This is a genomic window from Eubacterium sp. AF36-5BH, from assembly GCF_003460505.1.
Taxonomy (GTDB): domain Bacteria; phylum Bacillota; class Clostridia; order Lachnospirales; family Lachnospiraceae; genus Eubacterium_G.
On the sequence record NZ_QTVG01000007.1, the window covers coordinates 1 to 26,421 of the forward strand.

26 protein-coding genes and 6 tRNA genes are annotated in these 26,421 nt (G+C 34.9%); 5 read left to right on the forward strand and 27 right to left on the reverse strand.

Going from position 1 to position 26,421, the window contains the following annotated elements; translation table 11 throughout:
• Nucleotides 1–5,298 (reverse strand): GH92 family glycosyl hydrolase (locus DW006_RS08185; RefSeq protein ID WP_117999839.1); only part of this gene is annotated, 5,298 nt, incomplete at its 3' end.
• Between the two features lie 432 nt (nt 5,299–5,730).
• Here DW006_RS08185 and DW006_RS08195 point away from each other — a divergent pair.
• Nucleotides 5,731–7,154 (forward strand): IS3 family transposase gene (locus DW006_RS08195; RefSeq protein WP_243002601.1). Its coding sequence is split into 2 segments (ribosomal slippage): nt 5,731–6,220 and nt 6,220–7,154, totalling 1,425 coding nucleotides; the frame shifts between segments, so codons are not numbered across the junction.
• A 56-nt stretch (nt 7,155–7,210) separates the two neighbouring features.
• Here DW006_RS08195 and DW006_RS08200 read toward each other — a convergent pair.
• From DW006_RS08200 to DW006_RS08290, 20 genes are all read right to left on the reverse strand, one after another.
• Nucleotides 7,211–8,086, reverse strand: coding sequence for an RHS repeat-associated core domain-containing protein (locus DW006_RS08200; protein WP_158561095.1), 876 nt, complete (start codon nt 8,084–8,086; stop codon nt 7,211–7,213).
• Between the two features lie 90 nt (nt 8,087–8,176).
• Nucleotides 8,177–8,587, reverse strand: a complete 411-nt coding sequence (locus DW006_RS08205; protein WP_117999843.1) for a hypothetical protein — start codon at nt 8,585–8,587, stop codon at nt 8,177–8,179.
• Nucleotides 8,580–9,023: an amidase domain-containing protein gene (locus tag DW006_RS08210; RefSeq protein WP_158561096.1), complete on the reverse strand. Its 444-nt coding sequence runs from the start codon at nt 9,021–9,023 to the stop codon at nt 8,580–8,582. Before DW006_RS08210 ends, DW006_RS08205 begins: the two co-directional genes overlap by 8 nt.
• Nucleotides 9,024–9,181: 158 nt before the next feature.
• Nucleotides 9,182–9,364, reverse strand: a complete 183-nt coding sequence (locus DW006_RS08215) for a hypothetical protein (RefSeq protein WP_117999845.1) — start codon at nt 9,362–9,364, stop codon at nt 9,182–9,184.
• A 316-nt stretch (nt 9,365–9,680) separates the two neighbouring features.
• Nucleotides 9,681–10,730: a DUF262 domain-containing protein gene (locus tag DW006_RS08220; RefSeq protein ID WP_117999846.1), complete on the reverse strand. Its 1,050-nt coding sequence runs from the start codon at nt 10,728–10,730 to the stop codon at nt 9,681–9,683.
• Nucleotide 10,731: 1 nt separating this feature from the next.
• Nucleotides 10,732–11,319: a hypothetical protein gene (locus DW006_RS08225; RefSeq protein ID WP_117999847.1), complete on the reverse strand. Its 588-nt coding sequence runs from the start codon at nt 11,317–11,319 to the stop codon at nt 10,732–10,734.
• 408 nt (nt 11,320–11,727) lie between these two features.
• Nucleotides 11,728–13,236, reverse strand: a complete 1,509-nt coding sequence (locus DW006_RS08230; protein ID WP_117999848.1) for an RNA-binding domain-containing protein — start codon at nt 13,234–13,236, stop codon at nt 11,728–11,730.
• Between the two features lie 241 nt (nt 13,237–13,477).
• Nucleotides 13,478–13,804, reverse strand: coding sequence for a helix-turn-helix transcriptional regulator (locus DW006_RS08235; protein ID WP_117999849.1), 327 nt, complete (start codon nt 13,802–13,804; stop codon nt 13,478–13,480).
• A 328-nt stretch (nt 13,805–14,132) separates the two neighbouring features.
• The gene (locus tag DW006_RS08240) at nt 14,133–14,384 is read right to left on the reverse strand and encodes a helix-turn-helix transcriptional regulator (RefSeq protein WP_117999850.1); all 252 of its coding nucleotides are present in this window, start codon (nt 14,382–14,384) and stop codon (nt 14,133–14,135) included.
• A 420-nt stretch (nt 14,385–14,804) separates the two neighbouring features.
• Complete coding sequence (locus DW006_RS08245) at nt 14,805–15,071, reverse strand: hypothetical protein (RefSeq protein WP_117999851.1); 267 nt, start codon at nt 15,069–15,071, stop codon at nt 14,805–14,807.
• 85 nt (nt 15,072–15,156) lie between these two features.
• Nucleotides 15,157–15,369, reverse strand: a complete 213-nt coding sequence (locus DW006_RS08250; RefSeq protein WP_147337643.1) for a hypothetical protein — start codon at nt 15,367–15,369, stop codon at nt 15,157–15,159.
• Between the two features lie 277 nt (nt 15,370–15,646).
• Nucleotides 15,647–15,820 carry a hypothetical protein gene (locus DW006_RS12155; RefSeq protein WP_243002602.1) on the reverse strand — a complete coding sequence of 58 codons (174 nt, stop codon included), beginning with the start codon at nt 15,818–15,820 and terminating at the stop codon, nt 15,647–15,649.
• Nucleotides 15,821–15,848: 28 nt separating this feature from the next.
• Nucleotides 15,849–17,132, reverse strand: coding sequence for a hypothetical protein (locus tag DW006_RS08255; RefSeq protein ID WP_117999853.1), 1,284 nt, complete (start codon nt 17,130–17,132; stop codon nt 15,849–15,851).
• A 277-nt stretch (nt 17,133–17,409) separates the two neighbouring features.
• Nucleotides 17,410–17,492: transfer RNA gene (locus tag DW006_RS08260), tRNA-Ser, on the reverse strand.
• Between the two features lie 99 nt (nt 17,493–17,591).
• Nucleotides 17,592–17,662: transfer RNA gene (locus tag DW006_RS08265), tRNA-Gln, on the reverse strand.
• Nucleotides 17,663–17,667: 5 nt separating this feature from the next.
• Nucleotides 17,668–17,739, reverse strand: a tRNA-Gln gene (locus tag DW006_RS08270).
• Between the two features lie 3 nt (nt 17,740–17,742).
• Nucleotides 17,743–17,815: transfer RNA gene (locus DW006_RS08275), tRNA-Cys, on the reverse strand.
• A gap of 5 nt (nt 17,816–17,820) precedes the next feature.
• Nucleotides 17,821–17,902, reverse strand: a tRNA-Tyr gene (locus DW006_RS08280).
• Between the two features lie 84 nt (nt 17,903–17,986).
• A tRNA-Glu gene (locus DW006_RS08285) sits at nt 17,987–18,059 on the reverse strand.
• Nucleotides 18,060–18,093: 34 nt separating this feature from the next.
• Nucleotides 18,094–18,348, reverse strand: coding sequence for a helix-turn-helix transcriptional regulator (locus DW006_RS08290; RefSeq protein ID WP_117999854.1), 255 nt, complete (start codon nt 18,346–18,348; stop codon nt 18,094–18,096).
• An 881-nt stretch (nt 18,349–19,229) separates the two neighbouring features.
• On the opposite strand from DW006_RS08290, the gene DW006_RS08295 reads away from it, so the two are divergent.
• The 3 genes from DW006_RS08295 to DW006_RS08300 all read left to right on the forward strand — a co-directional run bounded on the left by DW006_RS08295 (nt 19,230) and on the right by DW006_RS08300 (nt 20,647).
• Nucleotides 19,230–19,940, forward strand: coding sequence for a helix-turn-helix transcriptional regulator (locus tag DW006_RS08295; protein WP_117999855.1), 711 nt, complete (start codon nt 19,230–19,232; stop codon nt 19,938–19,940).
• 26 nt (nt 19,941–19,966) lie between these two features.
• A complete protein-coding gene (locus DW006_RS12045) occupies nt 19,967–20,107 on the forward strand; it encodes a hypothetical protein (protein WP_158561097.1) in 141 nt (46 codons plus the stop codon).
• Nucleotides 20,108–20,170: 63 nt separating this feature from the next.
• Nucleotides 20,171–20,647, forward strand: coding sequence for a hypothetical protein (locus DW006_RS08300; protein WP_117999856.1), 477 nt, complete (start codon nt 20,171–20,173; stop codon nt 20,645–20,647).
• 129 nt (nt 20,648–20,776) lie between these two features.
• Here DW006_RS08300 and DW006_RS08305 read toward each other — a convergent pair whose 3' ends face one another.
• From DW006_RS08305 to DW006_RS08330, 6 genes are all read right to left on the reverse strand, one after another.
• Nucleotides 20,777–22,009, reverse strand: a complete 1,233-nt coding sequence (locus tag DW006_RS08305) for a plasmid recombination protein (protein ID WP_117999857.1) — start codon at nt 22,007–22,009, stop codon at nt 20,777–20,779.
• Between the two features lie 434 nt (nt 22,010–22,443).
• Nucleotides 22,444–22,689: a complexin-2 gene (locus DW006_RS08310; protein ID WP_243002603.1), complete on the reverse strand. Its 246-nt coding sequence runs from the start codon at nt 22,687–22,689 to the stop codon at nt 22,444–22,446.
• A gap of 120 nt (nt 22,690–22,809) precedes the next feature.
• A complete protein-coding gene (locus DW006_RS08315) occupies nt 22,810–23,928 on the reverse strand; it encodes an AAA family ATPase (protein WP_117999858.1) in 1,119 nt (372 codons plus the stop codon).
• Nucleotides 23,921–24,250 carry a hypothetical protein gene (locus tag DW006_RS08320; RefSeq protein WP_117999859.1) on the reverse strand — a complete coding sequence of 110 codons (330 nt, stop codon included), beginning with the start codon at nt 24,248–24,250 and terminating at the stop codon, nt 23,921–23,923. The genes DW006_RS08315 and DW006_RS08320 overlap by 8 nt, the downstream gene beginning before the upstream one ends.
• A complete protein-coding gene (locus tag DW006_RS08325; RefSeq protein WP_117999860.1) occupies nt 24,250–25,332 on the reverse strand; it encodes a site-specific integrase in 1,083 nt (360 codons plus the stop codon). Before DW006_RS08325 ends, DW006_RS08320 begins: the two co-directional genes overlap by 1 nt.
• Before the next feature lie 29 nt (nt 25,333–25,361).
• Nucleotides 25,362–25,541 (reverse strand): helix-turn-helix domain-containing protein, encoded by a 180-nt coding sequence (locus tag DW006_RS08330; RefSeq protein ID WP_021952314.1) that lies wholly within the window; start codon nt 25,539–25,541, stop codon nt 25,362–25,364.
• Between the two features lie 189 nt (nt 25,542–25,730).
• Between DW006_RS08330 and DW006_RS08335 the strand changes: the two genes are divergently transcribed.
• Nucleotides 25,731–26,213 carry a helix-turn-helix transcriptional regulator gene (locus tag DW006_RS08335; RefSeq protein WP_243002604.1) on the forward strand — a complete coding sequence of 161 codons (483 nt, stop codon included), beginning with the start codon at nt 25,731–25,733 and terminating at the stop codon, nt 26,211–26,213.
• Nucleotides 26,214–26,421 lie beyond the last annotated feature (208 nt).

Below are 26,421 nucleotides of genomic sequence, written 5' to 3' on the forward strand. Positions count from 1 at the left end.
AACCTTACCTACATCGCTTCCTTCTCCAATTGCTACTGTTGAAGTTTTACTCTGTGTTGTAGGCGCCATTGTTGTCGGTGCCTCTGTTGTTGGGGCTACTGTAGTAGGTGCCTCTGTTGTTGGGGCTTCCGTTGTAGGTGCCACCGTTGTTGGGGCTACTGTAGTAGGAGCAACTTTTGTTGGTGCCTCTGTAGTAGGAGTTACCGTTGTTGGTCCCCCTGTCGCTGGGGCTACAGTTGTTGGTACCTCTGTTGTTGGCGCAACCGTTGTAGGTGCTGCTATTGTTGGTGTTGTTGATTCCTTTGTTGTTGAGGCAGTTGTATCTTCAATCTTAATATTTTTAAAGTTAATATTTGTTCCTGCATCAACATTCTGTCCTAACTCAAACATTACTTTTATCTGGTTGTTTGTTACTGTGTATGTTCCTGTTAAAGTTCTTGTACCATTTGCCGGTATATCTGTATATACCTGTGGATCCTTTTTATTTGAAAGATCTTCTTTTATACCAATTGAACATGCTTTTGATGCAGTAACATCTACTGTTACTTTATATGTATGTCCGCTTGTTACGTTATCTGTATAACTTCCCTGTACTGACCATGCTTTTCCTTTGTTTGCCTTATCAACATAAATATTATAGTCTGCGTCTGATGCCCACTTATATGATCCAGAAGCCGTTCCACTCAAGTTTCCAAAGTAACATTCCCATTTACCTGATGGTGTCCACTGATTAACTGTTGCTGCTGTATATCCTGATGGAATATTATCCTTTTCCCCAACACTTTTTACATCAAAAGCAATATTGTCAACATTTGCCACATATTTATGTGAGCCATCATTCTTAAATACAATATATACATTATGAAGACCACTTATGGATTTTTCAAGCTGCTGACTTACAGTAGTATATGTACTCCAATGATCTCCTGTAACCGGAAGATTAATAGTTGCTACAGGTTCTCCTACCTTGCTGTCTATATACACCTGTGCATATCCGCCTGCATCGCTCTTTTGTCCCGAATAGTTAAAGCTTACCTGAGATGCCGAACCGTTAAAGTACACACTGTCATATCTTACCCATGTATTATTTTCCACTCCACCAATGTTTTTGCCATCATTAATTATATGGCCGGACTTTGCATCAAACTCTTCTGCTTCTACTTGGCTTGCATCATGTATTTTAATTGTCTTCTTCTCAATGTCCACAATTCTACCCAATGACTGATAAGCTTTTAGAATTTCATCATCTGATGCTTCTCCATTAGCATACACACTGCTTGCCTCTTTTAAATTATTTTCAAGACGTTTTGCAATAGGCAGATATTCACCTGTGGCGTCTATTGATTTTGCTACATCAATGGCATTTTTTAAATCACTCTTTAATATTCCGTTATTCTTATATCCCAGCATCTCAACTTCTGACAAATAAGCATCTGTTCCTGTAAGAACAACTTTATATCTTGAGTATTTGCCCACTTTGTCTGCACTTATTCCAAATGGTCTTGTATACTTGCCCCAAATATTAAAGAACAAGCTGCCACTGTCATGGTAGTCTCCCAGTAAAACCCAGTTATCATCTTCATTAGCGCCATACACCTTTGCCCTATCCGGTGTTCTTCCTGATTTTGATGATGTAAGAGTCAACATTCTTACAGCTTTTTTATCGGTAAACTTAAACATAAGTGTAGTTGTATTATCAACCTTTGTCTCTGTATCTGAATTATCATCAAATAAGTTATCCAATGTAGTCACTCCTGTACTTGAAGACTTATTGGCATCCTTTGAATAGTCCGTATATACTTGCGGCTTATTGTCATCTGTAGTTATGGATGTAAGGCTATCCTGTTCAAGTCCGCGCTCTTTATTAGGTGTTGAGGACATATTAAATTCAATTGTTCCACCTTTAATTAAATCCTTGTATTTTATAAATGTTTTATCATACTTTTCTCCATTAACGTACATACTGTCTACATACACATTTTCCTTACTATTGTTATTTGCCTTAATTACCAGTTTTTTATTTCCTTCCAAATTAACAGTTACTTCTTTAAACTGTGGTGAACCGATAGCAAATTCATCATTTCCCATTGACAATGGATAAAAGCCGATGGAAGACAATATATACCATGCTGACATTTCACCATTATCTTCATCACCAATATAACCCTGCCCAAAGGTACTTCCTGCATAACATCTTGCAAGAATATCTCTTACATACTTCTGTGTCTCCCACGGACGGGATGAGTACAGATACATATATGGAATATGATGGGACGGCTGGTTGCTGTGTCCATACTGACCCAGTTTTACTTCTCTTGCTTCCCTCTGTTCATGAATACCACCAACACCATCCATGGCGCCATATCCAATATATCCTCCATCAGTTGTAAAGATTGTATCAAGCTTGTCCGCAAGCTGGTCGCGACCGCCATATAAGTTTGCTAGTCCAATTCCATCCTGTGGTACAGAAACTGCCATGTTAAATGCATTGGTTTCTGTATAATCTGCCCCCCACCAGAATGGATTAAATCCCGTATTATTGTCACTGTTTCCTAAATTCAAAGAACCGTCAGCTTTTCTTCCTCTCAACCATTTTGACGTGACATCCTGACCAGAATCGTCAAATAAGAGGGAATAGTTCTTTGCTCTGTTTAGATAGTAGTAATATTCAGACATATAGTTTGCTTTCTTTGATGCATCGTTCGTCTGATTTGCCAATTTCTTTGCCATCTGAGCAATTCCGTAATCGTTAATATATCCTTCCATGGACCATGAGAAATTTTCATTTTCATCAGCAGGTACATATCCAATAAAGTTCGAAACATTTAATTTCTTTCTTCCTCCATTTGTAAGGTTATCGGATACAGTAGCTGCATTTCTCAATGCGGACCTGTATGCATTTTCATAATCAAATGATATGCCCTTCACCATTGCATCGGCAAAAATAGCATCACTGCTTGTTCCCACCATACTGTTGGTTCCACCTGGTGCAATCCATCTTGGAAGCCATCCTTGATCTTTATAATGCTGTACCAAACCGTTTAACAACTCTGTTGCTTTGGACGGTGTAAACAGTCCATACCCTGACCATGCAGTACGATATGTATCCCAGAAACCATTATTAATATAAATCTTTCCCTCCACAGGATTTGCATTATCATCTTTGTAAGGGCTCTTGTATTTCCAAACCGGATTACTGTTTGACCCTGTATTTTCTGACATAAGATTTGGATAACAATACATACGATAAATACAAGAATAAAGTGTAACTAACTGTTCATAATTTGCGCCTTTAACATCTGTGATAATTCCAAGCTGATTATCCCATTTAGACTGTGCCTTGTTATAAACCGTTTCAAAACTGTCTCCCCCAATTTCAAGCTCCAAATTCTTCTTTGCCTGATCATAGCTGATGTATGATGTGGCAAGTTTCATTGTAACTCTATTGGAATTAAAGGATGCAATACTTTTCCTGTCATTTATTTTAGTTCCCTTAGGAGTCTCACTAAATTCTCCGTAAATGTACATACGCTTCGAACCATTCCCTGTATGGTCAGAATATGTTTTAAATGTATTTCCGCTATATTCGGTCCTACTTCCACCATTGGCACAATCAAAGATAACACTCTTGTTTGCCGTGTTATTATAAGTAAACCGTACCACTGCGCCATGAGATGTCGGTGTCAGCTCTATCTGTGAATTTGCTGCATCGCCTCCATTGCCATCAAAAGAAACTTTATAATAATGCGCTTTTGCTACCTCATTATTATGACTAAAGTTTGCTTTTAACGTTCCCAATCCATAATCGTCATTTGTATTATAATCTTTGCTGGTATTTACCATAAATTGCCAGGTTCCTCTATCACCAACCCATATAGACGGTTCATGGCTTATTCTCATACAACGAAATTCATCTGTTTTCTGATATTCATAAGCCGTATTACTGCTTGCGCTGGTTGCAGGAATCCAAAAGTTGAATCCGTTTGGCACTGTTACTGCCGGAATTGTCAACCCTCTGGAGAAGTTTCCTGTATTGTTCGTTCCTCTTAGAATATTTACATAATCTGATAAATGAGAATATACCGGATAATCCTGATTATATATTTCAATGTCATCAAAATATGTCTGGAATTTTGCTAAAGCCCTCGCATTATGAGCTTTCATATCGTACACAACCAAAATCTTTTCAATGACTTTTCCCTTTGCCACATCACCAATTTTGCTGTAAATTTCATTCCACTGTTGTGCCACCAGTGTACGACTATCTCCCTGAGACTGTGCATCCACCTTATTTCCATTTTGATCAATTGCACCTAACTCACTTAAATAAGTTCCATCCTTAAACTTTAAATCCACCGCCATATGCATCTGTGTATATTCATAGTCATATTCGTCTCCATTAGACATGGAAGGAAAAATTACATATCTTAAATTTGTATTATCACTTACTGTAATATTCAAGTTGTCATAAATAACATTATAAGAATATGCATGACCAGTTCCTACATGAACTCCCTTGCATACAAGAGAGTGGCTTCCTGTCCAACCCACATTGGATTTTTGATTCCATGCATCGCTCGGTCCGGAAGTAATATTACTATTCATTCTGCTAATAGAAGCACCAACTTCCTGACACTTGCCTGTTGCAAGAATAAACTCTGAAAATTGTGTCATGGAACCACCATTTTTATTTGCTGTAATCCGCAATCTATACTGGCTATATGCTTTGCTGTTATCCAATTCAAAATAATTTTGTTTATATCTGCCATTAAACACCTGATTTGTTTTATTGTCGATGGTTTCCCAGCTTTCATTATCCGAATTTCTACCCTGAAGACTCCAATTCTTAGGGTCTCTTCCGGGAGCATCATTCGCAGAAGTTATCGCATAGGATTTTATAACCCGTTGACTCTTTAGTTTTACAATAACTTCCGACGGCTTTACATCAGTTAAATATTTTGTTCCAGAGTCTCCGTCAAACAAATTTTTCAAAACTTCATTATCATTTTTCGCGGCACTTCCCGAGTAACTCTCGATTTCACCGGATAAATTTCCATTTATCTGATAGCTTAGTTCATTTGTTGTAATATTGGCTGTGCCCTTCTTATCATCTACTGTAGAAGTTTTAAATCCATCTGCTGATTCAAAGGATGTAGACCATAATTCTCTTTTTGTTGTATCTGCATCTATCACTTTTCCATGCACAGTTTCGCTTTTCGCAACAAATCCCACAGGGAGAGCCATACATACTGCAAGTAGAATACTGATACCCTTTCTTAGTTTTCCTTTCTTTGTCATAATGTCCTCCTTTTCAACTACAACCTAACTGTACCTAACATAAAAATGCCCTATCACTTATGCCATATAATAATTAAAATATACTTCAGTATACCAAAAATGTTGTTTGCCGCATATACTTTCTAAAATTCAGATACCACTAATAAAAAGCATGCTTCGCCTATTCAACTCCCCGCGCCCCTCAATCTTGAGAGGTGGGCTTTTCTTTTGCTTCATTTTTTTTTCCATTCTGTTGCCAGTGTTATTTCCCACATGTTCTTTAAAATGATTCGATATAGTGGAATCTATGCCCGCCACCCGGAAGGCTGTTTTCAATTTACCAGAACGCCAACTACGGTCTTTCCTATAAAGAAAAAAAGGCTCCAATGTGACTAATGTACCGACCCCCAAAAGTTAGACCTAAAAATCTAACGATTGGAGGTCGGTATTTTTATGGCAAAATACAGTTATGAATTCAAAAAGCAGGTTGTTGAAGCATATCTTAGCGGTGAAGGTGGCTATAAATACTTAGCCAAACGATATGGTGTACCTGCCTGGCCAAACATTAAGAAATGGGTTCGGAATTATGAAACTCATGGTGACAAAGGACTTATGCGTTCGCGAAAACAAGATAAATACTCTTTTGAAAAGAAGCTTTCTGTTGTAGAATTATATTTAACAAGCGAACTCTCATATCAGGAGCTGGCTCTTCGTGAAGGAATATATAATCCCTCTCAAATCTGTAAGTGGGTAAAGGATTTCCAGATCGCCGGTCCTGATGCATTGAGACCACATAAGAAAGGTTGCAGGAAAACATTGGGTACATCAAACAAAAAGTTAAATATTGAACAAGATACAACTACAGTTCCGGTTGATACCAGTACTGAACATGTAAAAGAACTTGAAGATGAAATTCTTAAGCTTAGAATAGAGAATGCATATTTAAAAGAACTGAGGAGGCTGCGTTTAGAGGAGGAAGCTCTTCTGAAAAAACAGCGAGAATCGTCCAAAGCCTCCGGGGAGAATTCAAACTAAAAGACATTCTCGCAGTTGTTGGTTTTCCAAAGGCAACATATATTTATTGGCAAAAAAGATTTGATAGAGAAAATCCAGATATAGAATTAGAAGAAAAGATTCATGAAATACATAAACGTAACAAAGATTATGGCTACCGTCGCATGTGTGGTGAACTCCGTAATCAAGGCTATATCGTGAACAAGAAGAAGGTTCAACGCATTATGCAGAAATATAATCTTCAGGTGATGTCATTTACGAGGAAGAGTCGTAAATATAGTTCTTACAAAGGTAGAATTGGAACGGTTGCTCCTAATAGAATCAAAAGAAGATTTAATACACATATACCTCATCAGAAGATTACAACTGATACAACAGAGTTTAAATACTATGAAGTAGATTCTAAAGGTAAAATGACAATGCATAAGCTATATTTAGATCCATTCATGGATATGTTCAATGGTGAAATAATAAGTTATGGAATAGATAAACGTCCTTCAGCAGCAAATGTGATGAATGCACTAAATGAAGCCATTGAGGTAACTTCTGACTGCCCATTTCGAAGGACCTTTCACTCAGATCAGGGATGGGCATATCAGATGAAAGCTTATTCACATAGACTTAGAGAAGAGAAAATATTTCAAAGCATGTCACGAAAAGGTAATTGCCTTGATAATTCAGTCATGGAAAATTTCTTTGGTCTGCTTAAACAAGAAATATACTATGGAACTGTTTATTACAGTTATGAAGAATTGAAAACTGAAATTGAAAAATATATAAGATATTACAATGAAAAAAGAATTAAAGAAAAAATAGGATGGTTGAGTCCTGTCCAATACAGACTCAGCCTCTTGGTTGCATAAAAAATGCGTAACAGATATTAAAACCTGTTACGCAATAAAAGTCTAACTTTTTGGGGTCACATCATATATCCAAATTGTGTGGCTTTTTTATATAAATTAACTGCCCACTCATATGAAAGTGTTATTTTCTGTGAGTTTAATGCTCTTGCCACACCAATAAATTTGCCTGAATCCATGGAAAGGGTAAATGGATTTATTCCTAAAAGTTTCATTATCGAATAAAACGAACTTGATCCTATCTTTGCCGTCATTTTAAAAACAACATCTGGATACATTTTTAAATATGATGCAACACTTTTTGCTAGCAAACTTCCTGCAAGCCAACCGATTGCAGCTCCTCCAACGGCAATAGCTGATCTAAGTGCCCAATACTTCCAATTTTTCTTTTTTACAACATTATATGCTACCCAACCACCAAAATGCCAACCTGCAATGCCAAATATAACTGCAAATACAACATTTATTAGTGCTTCACCTGTCTTATCCTGATAAACTACAGGGTTACTGTCACAATACGAATATAAATTAAATCCGAACACTGTTCCACTAATCCCAAGATTGCATATGCTGTCTGCATTTATAAATCTTCCCACCTCTGCATCGTAATATCTGCTCTGCAGATAATAAAGATTTGTATCGCTTTCAGTATCAGTGTAACTTCTGTCATAGTAGTATCCTCTGTACAATACATGATTTAACTCAAAGGGAACCTCATATCCTTCATAACAGAAACTCTTTTCTGTATCTGTGATGACATTTCCCCATGCATCATATGTATATGAAGCAATCTCTGCTCCTCTGGCATCAAGCAGACCTGTCACATCTCCCTGCAGGTTCTTTTCATAATAGATTCTTGTGTTTTTTAATGTTTCGTTTATCTCACTTAACTGGCTGTATTCAAAGCCGATAACATTATTAGCTGAATCATACATGTACCAGATGTCATAACTCTTGAAACGGTATATTATTACCGTTTCAAAAGTCATATTTATGTAGATTATATATTTTAGATTAAATTAAATTTAATCTAAATCTGTCACACTCCCTTCTTCATCTAAATAAATTCCAATTTGTGTAATATATATATTGACTCCAACAATTTTGAAATAACATTTATAATATACTTCTTTTTTCCCTTCACTAGTTTCAAGATAAACAGCTACTTTAACATGTTTATTAATCCAGTTTTCATTGTCATATGAACATTCTACTGATTTTACTATGTGATTTTTATCATCCCAATATATGTTATTTAGGATTTTTTTACTATCTTCTTCAGAAATATATTTGCTATTACAATTTTCAGTCAAAATTGTTTTAGTAAAAATATCTCCTATTTGATCTAAATAGAAAAATCTTACAGGATATATAATAACTATTGTTATTATTGATATTATTAATAACGTAACACATATTATCTTTTTTTTATTCATACAAACTTCCTCTCTCCTTTATGTGGCATATCTCAACATGATCGTAATAATCCCCTTGTAACGGTTCTCGAAGGTCCTTATTAAAACGACTGTCTGAATGTGCAGCATAATTAATTTTATCTGCTGTTACCGAAGAAATTATGGCTGTATGAGAATAATGTTTCTTTTTACTGGAATAAAAATATATCATATCACCAACTTTTGGATGAAATCTATTTATATAGTTTTTCATTTGCTGTTTTGTTACTTTTTTTACAATTTTAAATGATTTATTACTAAAGTATTTTTTTACATACTTTCTTTGTTCCACAACCGTTGTCCAACTCTTTGTGTATGCGAATCCAATTTCCTGTATACAAGGCATATAATACCAATTACTGGTCATGTTAATCCCTCCAGTCCACAAGCACTGTGATGCAAAATTTGCATTATTCAAACTCCGATTTTCCTGACGTATTACGCACTGTAATCACTTTAAAATCGGCACTTTATATAATCGAATTTGTTTACATTTACTTGTATTGTTGTGATTAATCGCTTAAGTGGTAGCCAATTGGTAGCCACCTAAACTTCTTTAACTAAATTTGTCTATATTTATTGTTCATCTTCTTCCTGGTTTTCAAGTATCTTGTATAACCCACTTTTCAGAACGTCGGACATATTTAGTGAATGTCTTTCGGCATACATAGTAAGTCTTTTGTGTTCGTCATCTGTAAGTCTTACAGCAACAATGCGCTCCTTGGCATTGTCGGATTTTGGTCTTCCCATCTTTGCCATATGTATACCTCCTTTGGTTATAGTATAGTTTATGTTTAACAATAAGTCAAAGGTTATTTGTAGAAGTACCTGATTTATTATTACATTTATTATTACAAATTATTACTCTTATTAATCCTATAATACATTGCACTGTTACTTTATTATTTTCCAATTGAATATTGTTGTCTACTTTTTCCAAATATCCCATAGTATATTCTTGATATATTTTAACCTTACTCTAAGGATATATAATATTAAAAATATGCGAATGCTTAGAACAATTTAAATTAATTTTTACTATATTATCATTTTTATTAGCTAATAACTATTATAGTTAGATCTTTATTTTGCCTTCAATTACATCACTTAAAATCTTCACCCTCCTTATTCTATTTGCTTTTGCTCGTGTTCCTTCTTGAAATAGTTCTCTATACTCCATCGAAATTTTGTCATAACTATTTTCATATTTACTATAAAACTCAATAATGTTTTTTATTTGTTCGCCTGACATATTTTTATATTTTAACAATATTTTGTATATAGCTATAAAAATAGTATATAAATGTGTATTTTTCCTTACAAATTTTGCAAACTCTCCGCTTTCATCTTTTGCAACTATTTTATCCATCTGATTAAGTATACATTCTACATTTGTTTTATCTTCCTCTGCTTCATCATACTGGTCATTATACATGTCGTACATCTGATTAATTCCAGACTGTGTTATTTCTGATTCTATTCCTTTTCTTAAAAATATTAATAGACTACTTATAAATTCTACATCACCCATTCTTCTTAATGCGTCTGCACTAAATACCCTATATTTCTGCCAAAAATCAAACCGAGCAATTTCCATCGCATTTTTTATAAATAAGCCATCATACTCTGCATTTCGTAATTCCTGCGGATTAAGTGACTTATCCGTTGAATTTAATCTTAGAAACAAATTAACAATATCTTCTCTTTTAACGTCTTGCAAAATTTTCCTTAATGATAAACTATATCCCCAAATGTTTTCTTTTTCTGTTGGCGTCAATTCTGAAAAATATTTTCCTGAATAATTTGCATTTTTCTCACTCAAATATGCTTTATTCAATTTAAAATCACCATTTAAAAAACTCACTATTGCTCCAATTCTCTGTTGTCCATCGACAATACTAAATTTAGTGTCCCCTGTATCGGGATTAGTTCCAACTTTCCAAATATATATTTCTGGAATTACATATCCCATCAAAATCGTTTCTATTAATCTTATCTGATGCTTCTTTAGCCATACATATCTTCTCTGAAAACTATCATCAACGTACAAATTTCCATTATTAAATTCTGTGGCTATCCACTTTATTGTTTGATTCTCATATTTTATCATATCATTTATTATCATATTATTTCTCCTGTATTATTTTTTTTGCTTTAGCAATGCTTGACATATAATAATCTTTTGCAGCATCCCACGATTCAAATATTCTATAATGTATATCATTTTCAATTTCAAAATCTAATTGTAAATCTTTTTCAAAACCTTGCGTTTTTTTTAGCCATTTCAAATATTCTGGATTTGTCTTAGAAAATCCATCAAATATAATATATTTTCTAAAAATACTAAAACATACTTTATTAAAATATGGCGTTCTTATTTCAGCGTACGAATCTTTTCGATAAGAATCCCAAAAAAGGTAAAAATATTTCTGCGAAATTACAATTATATCTATATCAGATTCATCATTAAATGCCCTAAAATTTTTTTTTGGATTTAAACTAAAACCCAGTTTTGCACTTCCTGCTACTGCGATATCATTATAGTGTACTCCTAATTTATTTGAAATAAACATCTTAAATCTGTCATACTCTTCAAACCAATTATATCCATATTTGTTTCTAAAATACCATATATCACCACTAATAATATATTTATTATATATTGCCTCTACAGACAATTTCTGTATATCTTCTTTATATTCTTCATTATCCATATTTAATACCTATGCTTTTGTAAACAAATAATTATCGTATATAATTAAAATATATTTATTCTCTATAATACTTTCTTTGTAATTTTCTCACAAACTAATTAGTTCCATATCTACTAATTTATTCAATAACTATCTTGTTCTCGGTTCATTTAATCCTATTTTATTTGCAACCTATTCTGTGCTATATCCTACATTTATATCCATCTTTTCTAAAATCTGCTTATGTATAATTATCGCGAACCTCAACCATGCATTATCACAATATTCATACATGTTTAGCAAACTTTTCAATCTCTCCATAAATTATAATCACGAGATTATCACGAGATTATCACGAGACAAATTTCCTTTATTATAAAGGAATTCTGGCCATTTTTTATATTTTTTCACAAGATTTACACGAGATTTTTAACGAAATACTTTTTTAATAGTATCCATAGCCATCTGTAATTGTGTTAAATATTCTACACTTTCCATCTCAACTATATATCTTGTTGACGAACCATTACCAATCTTTCTAACTAAGTTTTCACTTTCTAAGCTCTGAATGCATTTTCTTACATTGTATTCCGTCATTCCTAAAGTTTCCTTTATTTTATTCACAGATTGAGGTTTCGCACTTTTGACTATAATGCGATATACGTTCTTTTGATCTTCCGTCAAATTCGGATATGAATCCACTAAATCCAAATTCCAAACCTTTAATTCCGTACGTTCTATATTAGTTGTTATTTCTGGCATTCTGAAATCATTTTTCTTTGCATTTTTATATATTAGAGGTCCTCCAAATCCTTGTCTTTCAGATGCTCCTAAAAGTCTAAGTAACTTCATTATAACTTCATTTCTTGGTCTTGAATCTCCACCTATTGCGAATTGCTTTGTTGAAACCAACATTTTTCCCGGATTGATAAAACTAAACCAACCATCATACGCATCAACTTTTGTTGACGGATATCCTTGAATATAATCTGCATGTGCAATGCAGTTAACTAAACACTCTCTTAACGTTTCATCAAAATCAGATATTGGAATTCTTAGTTGCTCGTTATCTAAACTAAATGATTCCTGCAACAACATTTTCATTTTTTCATATACAATTGAATAAAAATTGTATAGATTCATTTCATAGTCACTAGGCTCATCATCAGTTACTCTGTCAATCCATCTGGGATTATTTCCACGTCTGTTAAAAAAATCCACATGATATCGAGGATATAATTCTTTTATCGAATTACATTTTCCCAAAAACAAAACCGTTCCCTTTTTTATCTTTAACTCATTTGTATTTCTGTCAACGAAACAAGCTCCAATTTCAGTCAGAAATTTCTCGTTATTCATTTCGTTATATCTCTTCTTTGGATATCTTTTATGAACTTTTTCTTTGTATGAAATTATAGAATCATAATCCAAGTCATCCATTGTAAACCGTTCAGCTGCCAAACTATCCTGACATGGTTGAGCATTTCTTATTAGGCTAGCTAATTCTTCTTTAGTAACCTTTCTGTCTCCATCACCGGTTCGTATCCACGAATTTTCTATTTTATTATCTATATACACAGGCTTCACCATTTCCGGAACTTCTTTTACATTTATTATAATTACAATATTCCCATCTATATCATATGTATTCACATCATCATTATTTATATTTCTGTAACTTACCTTATTTGTATTGGAAAGTTGGTCCCATAAACTTGTTAAAGTCTTTTCAACATTCTTAACACCACAAATAATATTTTTCGGTTTTGCCTCTTCAACTCCCAGTATTATCATTCCTCCGCATGTGTTACAGAAAGAAGAATATGTCTCCCAAAATGCTTTTGGTAACTCTGCTGCCTTCTTTAATTCAATAACATGTTTTTCATGCACGTTAAGTAAAAATTCCTTTAGTTTTGCTTTATCTGTTTTAGTATTCAATGTTAAATCTCCTCTTATTTATGCTTCCGTTTATAATTCATATACTTAATATGCTTATTTTACCATATATTGCAAATAATATATAATCAATTTTATACATTATTGCAATGAAGGATAATTTTACAGCATACAAAAGACCTCCAGGTCTACACCTGAAGGTCCTCTGAGAAATAAATAGGAAGAATCTATTCAAATATGATATGAATTGACGAACGATAATCAACGCATACCGTCTATTTGTCTAATTAGTTGTTTCCTGCTCTTTTATCTGATTTATCATTGCTCCAAATAATACTGAAAGTTTTGACTTCATTTCGAATGGCAATTCATTCAATGCTTCATCTACAGAAGCCACAGTGTTTTTTACTCCCAATATTGTATTAGGGTCTGTTTCCAGTGTATCTGCAATTTTAAATAGTAGCTCTATGCTCATGTTTTGTGCGCCACCCTCTATCTGATAAATATGCGACTGACTTGTTTTTGTTCTATATGCCAGCTCAAAAACTGATATATTCTTCTTAATTCTTATTTCTCTAATCTTATTTCCAATCTCAAATTTCTTATCCATAATGTACTCTCCTGTAATATCCTTAATGCATGCTGCACCACGTCTGGTGCATTTAAGATTGATTAAACAACGCCAAAAGTCAATCCAAACGTTTCTTTCCTCTGACCGTCATCAGTATATGCAAAGGCAACCAATATGCCTTCCGGTATTGCAAACTATTTCAGATTCACAGTGCATTACTGCAACTGGCTCATAGCAAATTTCCGGATTTACCATGTCTGATATAGTAGAAACTTCTCACACGCTTTTGAAAGGCGGTGAGTTCTTTCTTGAACCTCCTTTATCTTAACCCAACTTTAAGTTGATTAAGAGGGAGTGGTACTCCCCCCTATTCATCTTTGTTTTCAGCTTCTACTACTACGCAATTTCTACCGGTAATAAGATAATCGACAGTTGTGTTAAGCTCTTCTGCAATCATAAGCAATGTATCAATACTTGCTCCGTTTCTGCCTCTCTCAATCTGCTTGTAACCATCAAGACTGATACCAAGTGCCTCTGACATTGTCTCCTGCGTGTGTCCACACGCTCTTCTTAATTCCTTCATTCTCTTTCCACTTTCTTTAACATCGTAATATAACATAACTTAATCTTTTCTGGGAAAGACCAGAAAGGTCATATGTTCTGCACCTGATAACGAAAATACAGAGTTGGTTCCATTTGAAGGAACAAGTCCTTCAAATACAGTTCGAAACAAAGTTTCTCACTGTCCTTGCACCCGCCAAGTAATATTTTGTGCAAGCACAAATATTACCGGCAGGTTTGTGCATCAAAAAAGAGACGCTAAGGGAAAACCAGTAAGTTAATAACTTCTGACTGATTTTTCCCCTGCGTCTCTGGTGCTCCTACAGTTACCAAGAAACCAAAGGTAACTGCATGCCCTTATCAGGTGGACCTATTTACTTTTCTATATGTCAGAAATACTATACAATATTTCTGACAATTAATTCGTTCTTATAGCTATGATTCTTGACTGGCAATCATCACACGGAACTTTGCGTAATTACCATTCATAAGCATAAGGAGAATGAAATCCTTTTCTCTCTTGTGTAATTTTCTTCTGTGTTGCGGCCCGGTGGGAACTCCACACGGACTCTGCTTCTTCTTTCGTCGCATACAGCTTGGACTCTTTAAGTCTGAGAGAACCTTGTCTATCAGTAAAACAAATCTGATAAAATCCCCCGGCTATACCGACGATTACCACCTCTTTTGCATACAGCCCACATTCAACTATATACACGTGGTCTCCAATCTTAAATCTGTTCTTCAATTTTCTCTCCTCTAACATAGTTAAATCTTGAAAATTCCATCTTTCCCGTTGCTTACAATCATATCCTGTGTAAATTTCTTAAGGTCTAATATTCTCTTCCTTCACCGAGATTATCTTTGAATTCGTTCTGAACTCTCTCTTTAAATTCTTCGTAATTCATAAAATGTGTCCTCCTAACAAATTCTTTTTCTGATAAGAAAGCTTCGCTTTCCAACAGCAACCTCAATTCCGCTTCGCTACATTTCGGTGTCTGTTGACCATCACATGCCATAGACATTCCGTATGCTAGCCTACTCATGTCTATGTCGCGTGATGGCTTATCACGCAAAAACGCCAAGAGTATGACTCACGTCTGAGTCATTTCTTGGCGTTTAATATTTTTCTTTTTTGATTTTATCAGCTCCGGTTCTGATACAACTATGATAACACGCTTTTACGAATTCTCCTAAAAGTGGCACGGACAAGTTTGGCTGTTTTTGTGGGGTAGGAGGGACAAGTTTTGCATTGTCACAATGGCAATAAAAAAGGAGCCAAGACATTAAATCTTGACTCCCTAACCATACGTTAGTTTTCTTTTACCAATCATATTCATCGTCATCATCCCAGCCTGACACCATATGTATTTCTCCTGTGTCCAGATCAAGAGCCATATTATCAGACATTCTGCTCATCATATGACCATCTGAATCAAATCCAGTATCTCCGCTTCCAAAGATAAAATCGCCATCTTCTAAATCAAAAATACTCATGCCGTTCCACCTCCTGCGCTCGTTTTTCCTATTCATGTTTACCTAATTCAATAATATTTTTTACCAATCCATTTAATTCGTTTATCTTTTCAGCAATTTCAGTGTCCTTTGATTTACAACCCACCGAGATAATATTAGTTAGCATTCCTTCAAATTTTCTTTTATCCGGACTGTAATGATAAGAAAGCATTCCATCATCTTCTTTATAATATAATCCCTGCTTAGCCCAATACTCAGCCTCACGATGACGTTGTTCTTTATATTCTTTGATTAACTCATCGTCATCCTTATCGTTAAACATAGCCGTTCTTTCTCGATAAAGAATATCTGTATATTCGTCTAATTGCTGTTTCAATTGCTCCAAAGCATCCCTGTTATGCTTAATAGCTTTATCTAATACACTTCCAACCATTGGATTTTTATTTTTAATCATAATTGCAACAACTCTATTCAAATACGGAAACATAAAAGTGTGTTCTCTTTTATTAATGTCCTCAATTACGAATTCTTCTGTATAATAGTCAATTATTTTTTCATCCGCATTTGCTATTGTTTCAATCAACTCATCATCCCTTTGCTCTTCTAACCACTCCCCACGGTTATCGAATATAGTTAAGTTATATATTGCTGGATTGATTCTTGCCTTTAATTCTTCCAAACATTCATAATCATGATTTTCAATAGCTAAAGTTATAGCTTTTGTCCTTAATCGTTCTTCATATACTAAACTTTCAGGTACTCCTAATCTGTGTGCTATCGGCCAAATATCGTTATATCCAATCTCTCGTCTTTTAATGTCAGTCGACAGACCAAAAGTAAATTCTCTCTCCCACTTACTATTATCCACAAAATTAAGATGCCCTGTTTTCATCAGATACTTAATGAAATCATAGTTATGAAATTCGAGAGCATAATCAACCACAGATTTACCATATTCATCATAATTTAAAAACAGTTTATCCTCTCGGTTCATATATGATTCCCAGACTTTTTTATCCTTTGAGAATGCCACTTCATAATTTGTAATATGACTTTTTACCGGCTTATAACATTTACCGGCACTAAGAATCTGTTCACAGGACACGTCTAGAAGTTCACAGAATATTGGGAGATCATAAGTCTGAACTGTTCCCTCTCCTCTTGTTATTGCAGATATTTTAGTGGTGAATTTTTCTAGTAATGCTTCATCTACTTTACCATCGCGCATCTCAAGAAACGCCTTGCAAAATTGTCTCTGAGATTTATACTTATCTAATATTAATTTTTTCAGATATTTTCCTGTCTTTTTCTTATTATCTTCAACCTTAAACATCGCTTTCTCCTGTTTATTTATTATCGGCTTATCTTCATACTACATCTTTTTTTCAAGAAGCGATACCCCCAAATTTCCATACATAAAATATGGTGAAATCATATGTCTTAAATCATGTATGGTTTTACCATATATAATTTATTATAACAAACGTTATTATGGGCTTTTATTCACATACTAAAAATAGCTTTTTTGCTGTCATGATGACAACAAAAAGGAGCCAAACAATCCGTCTGACTCTGCAAAATCTAAATATATTTTTCTTTTTTAGTAGCAACGGAAAGAGAGGGGCTCGAACCCCCAATACATTTCTGTACGACACATTAGCAATGTGCTGCCTTACCATTGGGCCATCTTTCCAAAATTCAAGAACGCTTCAGCGTTCTTGCTGCGAAATGTGCATTTCTGCAATCCTCACGGAGCTTATATCAAATGGGAGCCATCTCCCATTTGATATAACTGCCTCTGCAGGATTTGAACCTACCCTTCAGAGTCAAAATCTGATGTTATACCAAATAAACTAAGAGACAATCAACTGCCCCTGCAGGACTTGAACCCGCTCCACCAGAGTCAGAATCTGGCGTTCTACCAAATAAACTAAAGGGCAATAAGCACATAGTAGGATTCGAACCTACGCCTCACAGAGTTGCAGTCTGTTGTCTTTCCAACTTGGCTATATGTGCAAAAGTGGGCAGGGTTGGACTCGAACCAACGTAGACCGAAGTCGGTGGATTTACAGTCCGCTGCAATTGCCACTATGCGATCTACCCATAAAATGACTCCTTTGATATTCGAACTCAACATTTACAGCTTGAGAGACTGTCGTCCTAACCTTTTAGACGAAGGAGCCATAATGATCTCCGCCGGACTCGAACCGAGCATCTCAGCCTTGAAAGGGCTGCGTCCTAACCTTTAGACTAGGGGACCTTGCACAGACTCATTTATCTGAGTCTGCATTTTTTCATGCACCTATTTGCATGTTCGTTTTATTATCAATAACGATAATGTCGTCAATAGGTACGTTAAATATTGCTGCCAACACGATCAAATTATCCAGTGTTGGCATTGCAGCACCATTCTGCCATTTGTATATTGCATTTGGAGTTGCAAATCCAAGCATCATCTGTAAATCTTTGACAGGTAATCCTGCTTTCTTTCTTAAATCCATGATTCTTATTCCTGTACCAACTGTATCTATTGTGGGTAATGTAAACATCTTTATTTCCTCCATTCAAACTTGCTAATCAATTCTCCGGCGGCATAAAATGCTTACTATTTTTGCAAAAAAAACAGCCAGGATGCCCATTTTTCCTAGCTGTTTGCACTAAAAAAGGACTCCTTAAAACTGTCTTAGTTTTAAAGAATCCTTTATTTATGGGGCTTTACTGCATATTGACTTCACGTTTTAAAGCCTATATGTCTCAAAGCCTTTATTTATCGGAGTATTTGAACATATGTTCGGCTACTCAAACTCGGCTTGTACCGGGTTCGACTTAAACATGTTTGTTTAAGTTTTGTGTGTTTTTATCTGTTAACTTACCTATATTATATTATTTGTATTATCCTTCTGATTTCGTGTTGCCATAGTGTTGCCACGAGGGTATTATAACATAAGTTATCTCTTATTTCATTAAGTTATTTTTATTATCTTCAATTTGGTTTATTTTTTGCCACTAATCAATATACTTTCTTACTTTCTCTATCTTCTCTTGTTTTACAACGTACAGAAATCCTTGCAAAATATTTTTAATTTTTTACACTTCAGATAAAAAATTAATAGATACTCTCGAAGGTAAATGCTTCAAAATAATTTGAATCTCTCCTAATATTTATGATATTATAAATTGCAAATGTATAGAATTTACATACGAAAAATACAAGAGAAACGCCTAAAATAGGCAAGATGCTACTGTGAGTTGCGCAAATTCCAACTTTAAATGGTTGAGGATTTTCATTTTTTCACTAAAATTTGTAACAGTACATTTACTCATATCAAAATTTATAGATTGCGAGATAGGGGGTGCTCACTTTTTAAGCAATTTGGTAGCTTGAGTTATTGTACTATACAAAAAACAAGAAGGAGAGGAGATATAAATAATGACGTTTTCTAGTAAATTGCAAAAATTAAGAAAGGATAATAACTTGTCGCAAGAGCAACTAGCTTCTGAGTTATGTGTATCCAGACAAGCCATCTCAAAATGGGAACTGGGAACCCTACCGGATATTAATAATTTAGTAAAGATAAGCAATTTTTTTGATTGCTCTTTAGATTATCTTATGAATGATGATAAGGAAGACCAATTTGAGGAGGAGTTTAGTAACGAACACAATAAGATTGCAAATAATAAAAATGTAGGCACAAAATCCACTGCAATCAAAAGGCATCTCAAATTCATATTGCCTGGATCTGGAATGACTGTTTCGATCATTTTCCTTATACTAATAAAATTAATATCAACATTTTTTCCAACTCCCATTGCCAGACAGGCAGAATCTGGAACCTGGTATACAGGTTTTATAGGGTTCATCGATTATTATAATTTGTATGGAATTGTTAATATAGCATTGCTTTTGTTTATGTTATCATTTACATTTTTTTCTTTTTTTATTGTTAAAAAGAAAAATAAATCCAAGAAAAATATCTTATTAACCTTAATTGGATATGCAATGATTATGATATTTTGCATAAAATCATTATATGAAATAAATACAAAACCTTTTGTTTCACTGAATTTTTTAGAAATCGTTATATCAATTATTTATATCGCGTGTGCAATACTTTTATTCTCTCGGGAAATTAAAGATTGATAACAAATAACAGGAGGTAAAACACTATGAAGAAATTATTAAGCTTAATTACAATTTGTATGATTACTACATTATGTATTTCTATTAATTCATCCGCAGCTACATTTGGAGATAATTTGACTTATGACAAAGTTAGAAATGCTGAAATAGCTACAAAAACAAATTAATTTTTCCAGGAAGGAACTATACATATTACAAATAAACAGGAAATAAAAGAATACCAAGAATCAATGGGATTGAAATACGATCCAGATGTAATAGAAATATACAGACATATCGATGTTCCTAACGAAAATGCTATGATACAAACATTATATTTTGGTGATGATTATTGTATAAAAAACAAAAAAGTAACTAGAAAAACAGATAAAAGTAATGTCTTAAGACAATATAAAAGACCTGCTGGAAAAGTAAAAATTTCAGAAAGCGTTAGCATAAGTAACACATTTTCTGCATCTGGTGGAGTTACATCAAAAATATTAAACGCACAGTTGGGATACAACGTTACCAAAACAAATAAATTTAGTATAAGTTGGAGTAATACTTACAAATATCCTGTAACAATAAAAATATACCCTATTTACTCTATTACAACTGGAGAAGTATGGGAAAAAGATTTATTTTTTGATGACCACGTAGGAAATTTCACTGCTAAAAAAGCAATCGGAGACGATATTGTCGTTAAGCAACGAAAAACAAAAAAATAAATCTTTATACTTAACTAACTTAAGAATCAATCATATTACAATATGATTGATTCTTTTTAGTACATAGTATTGGTTATACTAATTTTTGTGTCTGATATCTAACTATATATTTTTATACTATCACATACGTTACCTGCTTCTAACATTTCTCTTATAATTTTCCTCACCCATTTCAATTACCTTATTGTAATCCCCCCTCTTCAGGAATTTCTTAAAATATCCAAGTTTTTTCCTGTCATTATACAGTCCGTCAATCTCTTTTTCCTGCTCATCAATGCTTTCTCTTAGTCTGCTATTTTGTTTCCTTAGCATTTCATTTACTTCAAGTTGTTCATTATATTTTTCTGTCAGTTCCTTAAGTTGCGCAAAACATCCCTTTGCAAATTTAACCACATTTTTAAATGCATCATACATTTTATCTATAAATGGAATGACAATCCTTTCCCGATAATTCTTGGCAGACATGATTTCCTTTGGATTGTCCGGTCCTTTTCTAATCATGGTTTCAAGTTTTTTCACATTTTTTCCTAAGTCAGCCACATTTTCAACTATTTTTAATTCCTCATACATGTCTGCTAATTCTTTTTCAGCCGCTATCTGCTTAATCATCGTTTCCTTAAGTTCCTGTTCAGATTCAGCATTTTCCCTGGCTAACTGATTTGCTTTTTTTGTTTCTGCCAGAGTTTTATATTCTGCAACTTGTAAATCATTATTTCTGCCCTTTTCTTTTCCTTTCAGGAACTCTCCAATCCATGTGAATGACCTGTCCTCTGCATATTCTCTTATTCTGCCCTGCAGTACTTTTTCAAGAAATTCCTTTGTGCATACCTTTCTCTTTGACACTTGCCTTGACATTCCCTTTTTAAATCCGTCAGCTACGGGAACTGCCACCACGTGCATGTGTGGGCTTGCCTCATCATAATGTATTACTGCATTTGCCACAACAAGATTTGGTGCTTCCTTCTGTAACATATTAAGCATTTCCTTAAATGCAACATCCATCCTTCTTCGCTTGTCAGGATTCTTATCCCAGAACTCCTTGTCTCCTATCTGAAAAATAAGTTCCACTGCCATGTCCTTGTTTGACTTTGCTGTCTTTTCAAAATAATCATCAATCTTTCTGTCATCCCTTGTCTGCTTTTTGTTATATTCCCTGACTGCTTCGTCAAACTGTTCCTTATATACTTTTTTTACATCCTGCACTAATTTATCCGTACCCCATAAAATTACAATGTTCTCCTTATCGTATTCCAAGGAGCGGTACTTTCGTAAATTGTGCTTTGCAACACCTGAGAGTTTTGCCTTGCTGTTAATGGCACTGTTCTTCTGACTCAGGTGCGCTGAATATGATAATCCTGCCATAATCTCACTCCTTTTTTCTTTTATTGTTTTGATACGTGCGGTGACACCTGCACGTTGTTAGTCTTTAGTTGTCTGCCCTAGGCATATTGAAAACGGGTGGTTCTTATCAATTTGGCTCTGCCATAATTGATAACCCCCTAGCAGTTCTGTCATAGACACAACTGCGGGGGCTCTGCCGAGGGCTTATATAGCTGCTATCAATGCTTTACTCATAACCTGTCAAATGGCATTTAGTGGTTGCTGTAATTGTAATGGCAGCTATATTATGTTTAACCTCGGGACTCCGGGTCCCGCGGTTCTTAGTGACATGATGTCACTAACTTTTAACTGTAACCAATCCTTTTTGGTTCTCCCTGATTATTCTTTAACCTGCAAGTGTCACTTGCAGGTATTGATATTATCAACGGGAAATCTAATTATGTTGCAAGCTGTTACTACCATCTAAAGTCCCAGTGCATTCCAACGGCTTCAAGATATTTCTGTCTGTACTCTTCCCTCTCTTCTTTTGTAGGTGCCATTTTACTTTTTGTGTAATCCTCGTGCCTTGACATCTTGCTTAGTTTTTCTTCCAATTCAGAAATTATAAGATTATTAATTTCTTCATTATTTTTTATGTCTAATACATGATACTTAATCAAAGCCATCATTAATTCATTGCTTATCATTCTGTTTTTGCTCATTTTCAAACCTCACTGTTTTGTAATCAATCTTGTTCCGTGTCGATGCGTGACGGTTGTGACGATGATTTACGTACCATAAAACATCGTCACCATCGACACCATCGACACCATCGTCACGCTTTACTCTTTTTCATATTCCAATGTTATGATTCTGCCATCGTGACAACGCTTATTGTCATACCTGATGCCATAATCCTCATACAGCCTTCCTGCCTTAATGTTTAACTGTCTGGTCAGCTGATTCGGAACTAAATTAATCTCCGGTATCTTGTCCATCAGTTCACTTGCTGTTCCCTGAAAACATCCTGCTTCCATCAGATATGTATTAACAGCAGAAAGTACTTTGTCTTCCGGCTCTTTCCACAGCTCTGTTTCAGCCTTTTCAAATTTCCACAAACACAACTTGGGGTCAAACTTAAGATAAAGTTTCTGGTCCTGTTGGTCTCTTCCTGTTATGTCAACGGTAGCCTTTAGGTCAGTTCTTTTTTCCTTCTGCATGATGAAAGCTCCGTCAGCTGCACCAAGCAGTCCGTTTGTTCCCGATATCATTTCAAAGGCATCTGATGAATCCATCTTTCTTGTGTGATGAACCACCAGAATGCAAATGTTATGTTCATCAGCAAAGTGTTTTAGCTTTGTAATGATGTCATAATCGTTTGCGTAACTGAATTTATCTCCACTTATTTCCTTGATTTTCTGAAGTGTGTCAATTATTACAAGTCTTGTATCAGCATGCGCCACAAGAAACTCTTTAAGCTGTTCTTCCAGACCTTCATTGAGATTTTTGGAACGTGTGGCGAAGTAAAAATGCTCTGCCACATCAATTCCAAACATTCTTGAAAGTCTCTGTTGAAGTCTTGCATAATCATCTTCTAGTGCCAGATACAGCACTGTTCCCTGATTGGTCTTATGCCCCCAAAGGTCAATTCCTGCACTTACACAGAAACCTATTTCAGCCATTAAGAACGACTTTCCAACCTTTGGTGCACCGACAAACAGATACACTCCGTTGTAAATCAAATCCTCAACCAAGGGCTTCTTAATGGGATATACCGTGTCATAAAGTTCTTCCATTGATACTGTTTCCAGATTTTCACCCACCGGGGTACCGGTGGATTGCAAATTGCGGACACAATTATTATCTGTTATACTGTTACTGTGTTTGGTAACACTTGGTGACTGCCCGTTATCTGCTCCAACAGATACATTAAGGGTAGTCACTGTTGTTTTATTATTCATTATTCTTATCCTCCTTCATTCCGTTCATGGTAATGCCGATTAGTTCAATTACCTCTAACAAAACATCATCAACCTCACCTGCACCTGTAATTCTTTTTAACTCCTCGTACACGTCATTAAGTCTGTTTTTTAAGGCAATGTAAACCTTTGGATTTCCATTTACCACAATTTCCTTTTCACACAGCCTGCGGATAATGTATTCCTGCTTTGTCAGTCCTGACAGGGCAACCCTGTCATCAATGATCCTTGCCTCTTCCTCAGAAACCCTGAAGGCTACTATCTTCTTTCTCCAACGACCGTGACTGTCCAATGATTTTTCCATTATTCCTGACTCCTTTCCTCTTCAAGTTTTCTTGCCATTTCATCCTGCTTGTTTGGATACATGTGAGCATATTTGTAAGTAATGCTGATTGCTTCATGCCCTACCCTTTCAGCTATGTCAAGTGCTGAAAATCCTCTGTCCATAAGCAGTGAAATGTGTGAATGTCTAAGGGCGTGTATGTTGATTCTCTTAATTCCTGCCTTCTTGGAGCCTCTTGTGATTTCGTGTCCAAGATACCCTTTTGACTTAAAGAAAAGTCTCTGGTCAGGCTTCAGGTCATAAAAGCATTTCATGTAATCCTTAATCTCATCTGCCAGAAACTGTGGAATCTTCACCACCCTGTTACTCTTTTTTGTCTTTGGAGAAGTAATGATTTCACGCCCCTTTACCTTCTGATAATTCTTGTTGATTCTCATTGTGTTATTTTCAAAATCAAAGTCTGCCGGAGTAAGTGCCAGTAGTTCTCCTTCCCTAACACCTGTCCAATACAATACTTCAAATGCATAAAACGATAATGGCTTGTCCATGACTGCTTCCGAAAACTTCAGGTATTCTTCCTTTGTCCAGATTTCCACTTCCTTTTCAACGTCATTTTTCATTGTTCCAACTATTGCTGCAGGATTTGTGGATAGCCCATAATATCTTTTTGCAAAATTAAATATTGCGCTAAGCTGTGCGTGAATTGTTCTTAAGTAACCTGATGAATAAGGCTCTCCCTTTTCATCCCTGTAATTAAGCAGTTCATTCTGCCACTCCATTACATCCTTTGGTTTAATCTCATCCATTCTTCTGTCCTTAAAGTAAGGAAGGATTTTATCTCTTGCCACATATGATTTTGTCTCAAAGGTGGTTTCCTTTACCCTTGCCTTCTTGTCCCTTTCGTAGATTTCATAAAAACTTCCAAATGTCATATTCAATTGTCCGTTTTCGGCTTTCTTCTTATTTTCAAGCCAAAACTCCGCTTCTCTTTTTGTATTGAAGCCTCTTTTCTGTGTCTGTCTTCTTTTTCCGGTAAAGTCAGTATAGCGATAAACAGCTCTCCATTTTTTCTTATTATTTGCCATGTAAGAATAAACGCTCATGTTCATCACCTTCCTTTAATAAATATTTTCTAATCACCGCTGTACATTACTTTTTTTCTGAAATAAGAAGTACAGACACGTCCTGCTACCGTGATGATGCCTTTTTCTTCCAGTTCCTTATTAAGCTGTCTTACAATCTTGTAAGCCTTGGACTTTGAAACAGAAAGTTCTTCGGCAACATCGTCGACTGTCATAAAGTTCTTTTCCATGTTTTTTTCCTCCTGTATTATATTTCTTAAACATATTTGTTTAAGATAATGTGCATTATATTAAACTTTTTAGTTTAAGTCAATAGAAGAATTAACTTTTTTTGTTTAAGTTTTTCTTGATATACATTTTTACCTATGTTATACTGACCATAGCGAATTTGTTTAAGTTATCCCACATTGGGAATTTTTATGTTAATTTGGAGGTTTGTTATGGCAATTGGTGAAAGAATTAGAACTTTTCGCAAGCGTAAAGGTTTAACTCAAAAGGAATTGGGAGTTCAGTTAGGTTTTAAGGAAAGTACTGCTGATATCCGCATGGCTCAATATGAAGCAGAGAAACGTGTTCCCAAGGACGATTTGATTGAAACTCTTTCTTCCATTTTGGAAGTTTCTCCTGCGGCCATTAATGTTCCTGACATTGATACTCATGTGGGAATTATGCAGCTTCTGTTCACTCTTGAAGATATTTATGGTATATCCGTCAGACAGGAAGGAAGTCATGTTACCCTTGACTTAGGTGCCATCCACGACGCTTTAGGTCATGAGGCAAAGTCCTGGGCAAAGATGAAGTCCAAGCTTGATGCCGGAGAAATCTCCAAGAAAGAATACGATAATTGGAGATACAACTATCCGGCTAATACTCACGGATATCATAAACTAATTGATTTATAAAAGAGCATAAAAAAACCTTACTGACTCCTCAAAATCAGTAAGGTTTTTTCATTTATACATATGGGTAAATTGTTTTAGTGTTGCCATATCGTTGCCACGATATAATCACTACCTCTCACAATGCCCATAAATAAAGGCTTTGTGGGATTTTTGTGTCTATTCAAACTCCGATTTTCCTGACGTATTACGCACTGTAATCACTTTAAAA